The organism is Alcanivorax sp. P2S70 (assembly GCF_000475295.1).
In the GTDB taxonomy this organism is placed as follows: Bacteria; Pseudomonadota; Gammaproteobacteria; order Pseudomonadales; family Alcanivoracaceae; genus Alcanivorax; species Alcanivorax profundi.
This window is the reverse complement of record NZ_AXBZ01000052.1, coordinates 1-9,119: the sequence shown is the minus strand read 5'-3', so window position 1 is coordinate 9,119 and position 9,119 is coordinate 1. Positions and strand designations below refer to the sequence as shown.

The 9,119-nt window shown below is 59.4% G+C and carries 8 protein-coding genes; 5 read left to right on the top strand and 3 right to left on the bottom strand.

Translation table 11 applies throughout. The annotated features are described in order from the left end of the window. Nucleotides 1–133: 133 nt before the first annotated feature. Nucleotides 134–1,246, top strand: a complete 1,113-nt coding sequence (locus Q672_RS30835) for a ferritin-like domain-containing protein (protein ID WP_022986391.1) — start codon at nt 134–136, stop codon at nt 1,244–1,246. Nucleotides 1,247–1,264: 18 nt separating this feature from the next. Here Q672_RS30835 and Q672_RS30830 read toward each other — a convergent pair whose 3' ends face one another. Further along, nucleotides 1,265–2,032 (bottom strand): patatin-like phospholipase family protein, encoded by a 768-nt coding sequence (locus Q672_RS30830; protein ID WP_031226923.1) that lies wholly within the window; start codon nt 2,030–2,032, stop codon nt 1,265–1,267. Here Q672_RS30830 and Q672_RS30825 point away from each other — a divergent pair. Next, entirely contained in the window at nt 2,026–3,273 is a 1,248-nt protein-coding gene (locus tag Q672_RS30825) for an MFS transporter (protein ID WP_081703690.1), read from the top strand. The two genes, Q672_RS30830 and Q672_RS30825, sit on opposite strands and share 7 nt — an antisense overlap. 4 nt (nt 3,274–3,277) lie before the next feature. Here the strand turns inward: Q672_RS30825 and ada are convergent, their stop codons facing one another. Next, entirely contained in the window at nt 3,278–4,369 is a 1,092-nt protein-coding gene (gene ada / locus Q672_RS30820) for a bifunctional DNA-binding transcriptional regulator/O6-methylguanine-DNA methyltransferase Ada (RefSeq protein ID WP_022986388.1), read from the bottom strand. A 176-nt stretch (nt 4,370–4,545) separates the two neighbouring features. Next, nucleotides 4,546–5,211 carry an OmpA family protein gene (locus Q672_RS30815; RefSeq protein WP_022986387.1) on the bottom strand — a complete coding sequence of 222 codons (666 nt, stop codon included), beginning with the start codon at nt 5,209–5,211 and terminating at the stop codon, nt 4,546–4,548. Between the two features lie 137 nt (nt 5,212–5,348). On the opposite strand from Q672_RS30815, the gene Q672_RS30810 reads away from it, so the two are divergent. The 3 genes from Q672_RS30810 to Q672_RS30800 form a co-directional block, all read left to right on the top strand. Next, complete coding sequence (locus Q672_RS30810; RefSeq protein WP_022986386.1) at nt 5,349–6,170, top strand: lysophospholipid acyltransferase family protein; 822 nt, start codon at nt 5,349–5,351, stop codon at nt 6,168–6,170. A gap of 92 nt (nt 6,171–6,262) precedes the next feature. Further along, a complete protein-coding gene (locus Q672_RS30805; RefSeq protein WP_022986385.1) occupies nt 6,263–7,879 on the top strand; it encodes an FAD-binding oxidoreductase in 1,617 nt (538 codons plus the stop codon). Beyond that, nucleotides 7,876–9,119, top strand: a 1,244-nt coding sequence (locus Q672_RS30800; protein ID WP_235047210.1) for a glycerol-3-phosphate dehydrogenase/oxidase, incomplete at its 3' end; no start/stop codon positions are given. The genes Q672_RS30805 and Q672_RS30800, both read left to right, overlap by 4 nt.

Here is a 9,119-nt window from a genome sequence, read left to right as displayed (position 1 = left end):
GGAGTTATTCAGAGGCTCCTTGATTGTGATTTCCCGCCAGCGGCGCCTGTAATTGTCATCCCGCGACATTGTTCACCTTTCAGGATCGGCCTAGCGTTGAAGAACGCTACGCAACCACGGAAGAAGGTGCCCAATGAAAATAACCAGAGTCTCCGCTCCTCCGACACAGGTCAGCATTTACCAGAACTGGGATGGCCCCGGGGCTGACGACATCGAAGACAAACTGTCCGCTGAGCACGTGGATGACATTGTCGAAATCTTCCAGACCCCACTGACGGGTCACTACAACTGGGACTATTCCTCTGCGGATGGCCGGATCCGCAAGCTCTACCGGCTCGGCAAGGAACTGAACTGGAATGCGGATATGGACCTGGACTGGAGCCAGGATTTCCCCCGTTCTGAAATCCCCATGGACCAGTCTTTTAATCCGTTCAACGGCTGGCCGGTGTTTGAAGCACTAAGCGACGAGGAAAAACTGCGTTTTGGCTGGCACAACCTTGCCTGGATGCTCGCCCAGTTCATGCATGGTGAGCAGGGCGCCTTGCTGGTCGCCTCGCAGTTGGCAAGCTGCGCACCCACCTATGATGCCAAGCTCTATGCTGCCAGTCAGACCTTTGATGAGGCACGGCATGTGGAGGCCTTTACCCGTTACCTTCAGGAAAAGATCGGCATCCTCTACCCGGTGAACCCAAACCTGAAGGCGTTACTGGACAAAATTTTGTCCGACCCCCGCTGGGACCTGAAATTCATCGGTATGCAAATCATCATCGAAGGGCTGGCACTGGCCGCGTTTAACACCCTGAAAATGACGGCGAAGGACCCATTGCTCAAGCAGCTTGTGCACTTGGTGATCCGTGATGAAGCGCGCCATGTTACCTTTGGGGTCAACTACTTGGAGGATTTTGTTCAGACACTTTCTCATGAAGAAAAAGAAGAGCGGGCACACTTCGCTTTCGAAGCTTGCGTCGTCATGCGAGAGCGGCTCATCAGCACCGAAGTGTTCGAGCACTTCGGCTGGGATGTGGAGGCGGCCAGAGAGCAGGTGCTGTCATCGACCATCATGGCCCAGTTCCGCAATCTGCTGTTTACCCGCATCATGCCTAACCTGAAACGCATCGGGTTACTCACCGAGTCTGTTCGGCCACGGTTCGAGGAGCTGGGTATCCTTCAGTACGAAAACCTGGTGGATGATGGTGAAGTTGACTGGGCAGAGCTGTCCAAACCCCTCTACGACGAGGCTGGCTAGGGCCTGATCCCGCTCTATTTATGCCTGTATGGTGACCTGCCGCCCCGAGAGGGGGGCGGACAGGGCCTGCTGTGTTGCCGAATAGGCTTGCTCCAGGGCAACACGCCCGTTGCTGAGTCGATTCGGGCCTGCCCGCAACAGTCCGTCAATGGCCAGCGTCATCAGATTGGGTCTGATCGGTGGCAATAACGCTGCACTGTTGGCCCGACGCCAGGGCGAACGGGATTGCAGATGGTGGTAGAGTACCCGCTCTCCGGGCCAGGTCGCGGCTAATCCGTGGCGGTCAGCAATGCCGCCATCCCAGTAGCGTTCACCGTTAATACTGGCAGGCTGAAACAGCAGCGGCACGGCACAGGAGGCGTATACGGCCTCAACGGCATCGCCATCACGCAGCACCCGGGTTCGCTGGCTGCGGCCATGCCAGACAGACAGGGCAACGGGCCGTGGGCTTTCGTCAAGAAGACGAATGGGCAGGATATCGGCCAGCAGTGAACGGAAAGCCTGCCCCCGGAGCAATCCGAGGCCTGGCGAAGGATCCCAGAAATCCCCTTTGTCCAGATGGAGCAGACGCTGCTCCAGCGTTGTCATGCCGCTGCCACTGGCAACACTACATGCGACCAGGGCACCTGCACTGGAGCCACACAATCGTGCCGGCGTTAGCCCATGCTCTTGCAGGGCCTTTACCACCCCGAAATGGGCGAAGAAACCAAAAAAACCTGACGACATGGCCAGCGTGAACGGTTTGGCTGCCAGCCAGTCAGCCAATGTTTGAGAAGGGTATGTCACAGGATTCGGATTCTCCGGCAGTTCCGGTAGAGCAACAGGGCAGAGCGCTGCAGCATAGCATGCTGCTGGCCGCAGTGGCGGTCACGGCGCTGGGGCAGACGCTGGTGTTTACGCTTCTGCCGTCGTTGGGGCGTGCGACTGGCCTGGCCGAAATGCAGGTCGGCCTGATTATCAGCTGTTCTTCACTGGTGTTTGCCCTTGCCAGCCCGGTATGGGGGACGCTGAGTGAATCGCTGGGGCGCAAACGTGTGCTGGTGATCGGGTTGTCCGGGTATTCCCTTGGCACGTTGATGTTTTCGCTTGTCTTCGACGCCGGTCTGCATGGCTGGGTCAGTGGTACTGCTCTGGTTGCCGGGTTGGTGATCAGCAGGATGTTGCAGGCGGCCATCATGGCAGCGACACCCGCCGCGGCGGCGGCCTATACCGCCGATATTACCACTCCGGAACAACGTACCCGGGGCATGGGCAGGATCGGTGCGGCCAACAACCTGGGCACTGTCGTCGGTCCGGTTTCCGGAGGCATTCTGGCGGCAGTGGCGCTGGTCTTCCCCTTGTATGGCGTCGCGATCATCACCGGGCTAATGGCTGTCCTGATGGCGCTGTTCTTGCCGCCATCCCCGCATGTGCCCACTGAACGTGCGCTTTCGTTAGGACAAACCCTTCGTAAAGGTCTGAGTGCCTACGCGGATTCGCGACTCCGGGATTTGTTACTTACCGGGGTGATGCTGTTCATGAGTTTCGCCCTGATCCAGCAGACTCTGGGCTTTTTGTTTCAGGATCATTTCGCCATGTCACCTGAGGGGGCGGCCAGGGCACTCGGGCTGACCATGATGGCGGCTGCCATCACCTCATTGCTTGGGCAGCTGATTGTGGTGCAGTGGCTAAAAGCCGCTCCCACGGTACTGATCATTATGGCTATTCCCGCCATTGGCGCAGGGGCAGTGATTCTCTGGTTGGCAGATGCCCAAACCATCATGAGTCTTGCAGTGCTGTTGATCGGTCTTGGGCTTGGCTTTGGCATGCCGGCGATCATGGCGCTGGCCAGTTTGCGGGTCAGTGCAGAAGAGCAGGGTCGGGTAGCGGGCCTGGCCAGTGCGTGCCCGGCGTTAGGATTCATTCTTGGCCCGCTGGTCGGCACCGGGCTGTATACGCTGGATCATCGCTGGCCGTATCTGCTGGTGATGGGGCTCACTGTGCCGCTGGCGTACCTGGCCTGGCGATTGGTGAAAAACTCCGGTTAGCGCTTCAGTTTCCCTCTGGCGCCGCTTTCTCCCGGGCGAGTAACCAGGCTTTGCGCTCCACGCCCCACCGATACCCCGACAGCCCGCCATCTCGCCGGATGATCCGGTGACAGGGGACCGCCACGGCCAGCACATTGCTCGCACAGGCTCGGGCAACCGCGCGCGCGGCGGTGGGCCTGCCAATCCGCTCTGCCAGTTGTTGATAGTCCAGGGTCATGCCAACAGGAATGGCCTGCAGGGCTTGCCATACCTGACGTTGAAATACGGTGCCCCGGATATCCAGAGGCAGTGTCACAGGTTGTTCCGGATGCTGAACCAGCTGGCAGACCGCCGCAATCTGTTGGTTGAACGCGTCATTCGGTGGCAATAGGGTGGCGTGGCGAAAATGGTCCTGAAACTCATCGAGCAATACCCCGGGATCCTCTCCCAGCGCAATCCAGCACACGCCCTGTGAAGACGCGGCCACCGCCAGCTCTCCGAGCTCGGTGCTGGCAAGCGCGAAGGTCAGCTGTTCCCCCTTGCCGCCCTTGCGGTGTTTGGCGGGAGGCATGCCTGTCAGGCGTGGGGCGTCCTGATAAAAATGGCTGGCAGAACCGTATCCGGCTTCAGTTGCTGCCTGCAGTACGGAGCCTTGCTTCGCCAGCGCCGGGTAAAGCCGGCATTGTCGAATCGCGGCCAGGTACTCTGTCGGGGTCAGTCCTGTCACGCTGCGAAAGTGGCGTAACAAGGTGGCTTCCGCCATGCCGGCATCACTGGCCACGTCAGCAATCGCGGCGTCCGCACCGCTCACCACATATCCCTCAAGATTGCGACAGACGCGTGCCAACAGCTCACCCAGATCCGTCCCCACCTTGTCCAGGGGGCGGCAGCGCTTGCACGGGCGAAATCCCGCTTGAAGGGCTCCGCGGATGTCTTCATAGAATCTCACGTTCTCACGGCGCGGGAGGCGGGAAGGGCAGCCAGGGCTGCACACCACCCCAGTAGTTGTCACGCCGTAAACGAAACTTGTACCAGGCAAGCGACTTTCCAGCTGCTGCCAGCGCAGGTTGTCCAGCTCGCTCACGGGAGCGTCAACGCTGGCAGGGTTGGGGGACATCTGAGGCTCTCCGCGGTAACCGCATTGCATTGATAGGGTATCAATATTGCCGCCGGTCACCTCGAAAAACATCCGCAAAGGTACGTCAAAGTTGAATAAGTGGAGGGCGTGCTGAGGAAGGGGGGATGATGCAAGAGAGAAGCGGGCAAGCCTGGGCCTGCCCGCGAATCGTTAGTTTAGTCGGTGTAGGGCAGCAGGGTCAGCTCTACGCGGCGGTTCTGTTCACGGCCGCTGGCGGTGCTGTTGCTGGCGATCGGCTGGGTTTCGCCAAAGCCGACAATATCCATGCGCACCTGCTCGACACCGAAGCCCGCCAGAGAATTGGCCACGGCCTGGGCTCGCTGCTGGGAGAGCAGCAGGTTGTAGCGGTCGCCACCCGTGCTATCGGTGTGACCCGCGACCTGGATCATGGTGGACTTATACTCCTTGAGTACCTCGGCCACGGCATCCAGAACAGGGCTGAAGGAGGATTTCACATTGGTGCTGTCGGTGGCGAAGGTCAGGTTGCCCGGCATGTTGAGAATGATGTTCTCGCCGTCTCGAGTCACAGATACCCCAGCCCCTTCGAGTTTCTGGCGAAGCTTGGCTTCTTGCACGTCCATGTAATAACCGACGCCGCCGCCAGTGATGGCGCCAATGCCGGCACCGGCCAGTGCGCGTTCCTTGCGCTCCTTGGCGCTGTCAGAGGTAGCAATCCCGATCAAGGCACCGGCCACGGCACCGATTGCGGCCCCGGACGTGGCCTTGGAGGTCTGCTTCTCTCCGGTGTAGGGGTTAATGGTGCTACAGCCCGTGACAGCAACGGTGCCGGCAAGAATCAGCGAACCCGCAAAACGTTTCATGAAAACTCCCTTGGAATACATAACTTATTGGTTTTTTTAACGCTTTAGTCCTCAATGAACCATAGCGACCGTGTAAAAGCTGGTAAAGTGCCGCGTCTCAAGTTTGCCAATCGGTACTGACAAAGACAGGACCCTGGATGAAAAGTTCGTCATTTTCCCCGCCACCCGTTGCCTTGATGGAACGCATTCTGCGCATTCAGAAGTGGTATTTTTCCCCGGTCTTGCGTGGGGCAGAAAATGTTGATGCCCAGCGACCGGCACTGTTTGTGGGGAATCATGGGCTGTATGGCCTGATCGATTCACCTCTTTTTGTGCTCGAGCTTTATCGCCAGACGGGTGTTTTCCCCCGCGCACTAGGTGACCGGCTGCATTTTGATGTGCCGGGTTGGGGCAAGCTGCTGACCCGTTGGGGCGCGGTGGAAGGCACACCGGCAAATTGCACTCAATTGATGGAATCGGGTCAGCATGTGCTGGTGTTCCCCGGTGGCGCTCGTGAGGTGGCCATGCGCAAGGACGAGATCCACAAGTTGGTGTGGAAGCAGCGGACCGGGTTTGCCCGAATGGCCATCCAGCATGGCTATGACATCATCCCGTTTGCCTCTGCGGGCTGCGACATGACGTACAAGATTCTCTATGACAGCCAGGATTTCAAACAGTCACGGCTGGGCAAATGGCTGCTCAAGCGCAAGCCCGTGGACAATCTTTTGCGTGATGGCGACACCTTCATGCCATTGAGCCGGGGGCTGGGCCCCACCTTGCTGCCCAAGCCTGAACCCCTCTGGTTTCAGATTGGCAAACCGATCCCCACCACTGATTATGCGGGTAAGGAAGGGGATAAGGATGCGTGCTGGGACTTGCGCGACAAAGTGTCTGCGTCTATCGAGTCCATGCTGGCCGATCTTGAGGAGCAAAGGGCCGGAGCCCGCCGTCGGGGTGTACGCAAATGGCTGCTCAAATAAGTGTGTCCGAAATAGTCCATACCCCTGTCCCGCAGCGCCAGTGAAAGGGGAGCCGAACAGCGATAACATGCGAAAAACCTTGGAGAATTTGCATGCGACGCTGGAATGGCTGGGGCGACAGCGCCAATAATTATCCACTGAAGCCCTCTGGGCTGCGCTTTGTGCAGGCGCGCCTTGGCAGGGCCGAACCGCTGCCTGACGCAGAACTGCAGTCCGTGCTGGATCAGGTTCCGGCTAGCCGTCTTGCCGCTCATCCCCTTGTCAGCACCGACCCGGAAATTCGCGTCCGCCATGCCCGCGGTCAAAGCCTCCCCGATTGGCTTGCCATGCGTTCGGGCGAGTTTGGGCATTTTCCCGACGGGGTAGCAGAACCCGAAACCAGTGGGGAAGTCCGCAAGCTACTCAGCTGGGCCGAGCAGCACGATGTCGTGGTGATCCCCTACGGTGGCGGGACTTCCGTTGCAGGACATATCAATCCCCAGCCTTCCAGCAAACCGGTGCTGACCCTGTCACTGGCGCGCATGAACCGTCTTGTTGAGCTGGACCGTGAGAGCCAGATTGCCACCTTTGGGGCTGGCACCCCGGGTCCGCAGGTAGAACAGCAACTGCGAGAGCAGGGCTATGTATTGGGGCATTTCCCGCAGTCCTGGGAACTGTCGACCATTGGCGGCTGGGTCGCCAGTCGCTCCAGTGGCCAGCAATCCATGCGCTATGGCCGTATTGAGCAAATGTTCGCGGGGGGCAAGGTGGAGACACCCCGTGGCACCCTGGAGATTCCTGCCATCCCGGCCTCGTCAGCCGGTCCCGATATCCGCGAGATCATCCTCGGTTCTGAAGGGCGTATGGGGATCATCACCGAGGTCAAGGTCAGGGTTACCCCACTGCCGGAAACCGAATCCTTTCACGTTGCCTTTGCCCCGAATTGGGACACTGCGGTGGAACTTGTCAGGGGGATGACCCAGGCCAGGCTTCCCCTGTCGATGCTGCGTGTGTCCAACCCGGAAGAGACCCGAAGCCACCTGATGCTTGCCGGTCATGAAAAACTGGTATCTGTATTGCATCGCTATCTGGGCCTGCGCGGTTGTGGCGATGAAAAGTGCATGATCACCTTTGGGGTCACGGGCGAGCGGCGCCAGAGTCGCCAGACCCTGGCTGCAGCCAAGCAACGCATCCGCGGCGCAGGGGGGGTAGTGATCGGAACGCTGCTCGGCAAAAAATGGGAAGAATCACGGTTCCGTTCGCCGTATCTGAGACACGGCCTCTGGGAGCATGGCTACGTGGTCGACACCTTTGAGACAGCGGTAAACTGGAAGCAGGTGACCCCGGCCATGAAGGCCATGGAGCAAGCGGTTCGCGAGCAGGCCGGTGACGGTGAGCAGGTGCACGTCTTCACCCATTTGTCGCACCTCTACCCGCAGGGTTCGAGTATCTATACCACCTATGTCTTCCGCTGTTCCGCCAGCTACCCGGAAACACTGGCTCGCTGGCAAGCCATGAAACAGGCTGCCAGCGAGGCCATCGTGGCCAATGGCGGCACCATCAGCCATCAGCATGGCGTGGGCCGTGATCATGCGCCCTGGCTGATCCATGAAAAAGGGCAGGAAGGCATGGCCGCAATACGCAGCCTTATCGGCCATTTTGATCCGCAGCAGAGACTGAATCCGGGCTGCCTGATTCAGGATTCAGACGTCACAGACAAGCAGGGATGATGACAATGTTGGGCAAGCGGCAACCGTTGGAACAACTGGCACAACAGCAATGGGATTTGCTGGTCATCGGTGGCGGAATTACCGGGGCGGGGATTTTGCTGGAGGCTGCCAGGCGTGGCCTCAAGGTCCTGCTACTGGAGCAGACCGATTATGCCTGGGGAACGTCCAGCCGTTCGTCCAAAATGGTTCATGGCGGGCTCCGTTATATCGCCCAGGGTGATGTCCGGCTTACCCGGCATTCGTTGCTCGAGCGCGAGCGTCTGCTCAAGGAACTGCCTGGTCTGGTGGAACGTGCCACCTATCTTTTTCCGCTCAGGAAAGGTGTATTCCCTGGCCGTTGGCCCATGAAAGCGATTCTCTGGTTGTACGATTTCCTCGCCGGTATTCGGGATCACCGCTATCTCAACCGGGCCGAAGTGGAAAAACGTGCTCCGGGCTTGAACACAGATGGCCTCACCGGGGCCATGAGTTACACCGATGCCCTCACAGATGACTGCCGTCTGGTGATGCGGACCTTGCTGGAAGCGGCACGGCATGGTGGGCTCGCCCAGAACTACACCCGGGTGACAGGCACGCAGCGCGTGGCCGAGAGCTTCGAGGTCTCCGTGACGGATCGGGTCAATGGTGGCACTGCCACCTTGCAGGCACGCCATGTGATCAATGCGACGGGAGCCTGGGCAGATCGACTGTCCGGTAGTGAGTCCCGTGTGCGGCCTCTACGCGGCAGTCATTTGTTTATTGATCCCGCCCGGCTTCCCGTGAGCGATTGCCTGACGGTCATGCACCCCGACGACGGTCGCCCGGTGTTTGTTTTCCCCTGGGAAGGGGTCACTTGCGTGGGCACCACCGATCTGGACCACCCGGAAGACATGGACATCGAAGCCAGTGCCAGCGAGCGGGAACTCCAGTATCTGCTCAAACTCATCAACACCCAGTTCCCGGACGTGACAGTGAGCCGTGATGATGTCTACGCCACCATTGCCGGCGTACGGCCAGTCATTGCCTCGGGCAAAGGGGTCGATCCGTCCAAGGAACGTCGTGATCATGCTGTTTGGAAGTCCGATGGCATTGTCACCGTCAGTGGTGGCAAATTGACCACATTCCGGCTGATTGCCCTGGATGCCTTGCTGGCAACCGGGCTGATCGACGCCCGCGCGCATCGAGCGGGCCAGAAAACCCGCGAGCCCATGTATCAACCATTGGACAATGCCCCGCAGGCGGTACAGCATTTCCTGCATGC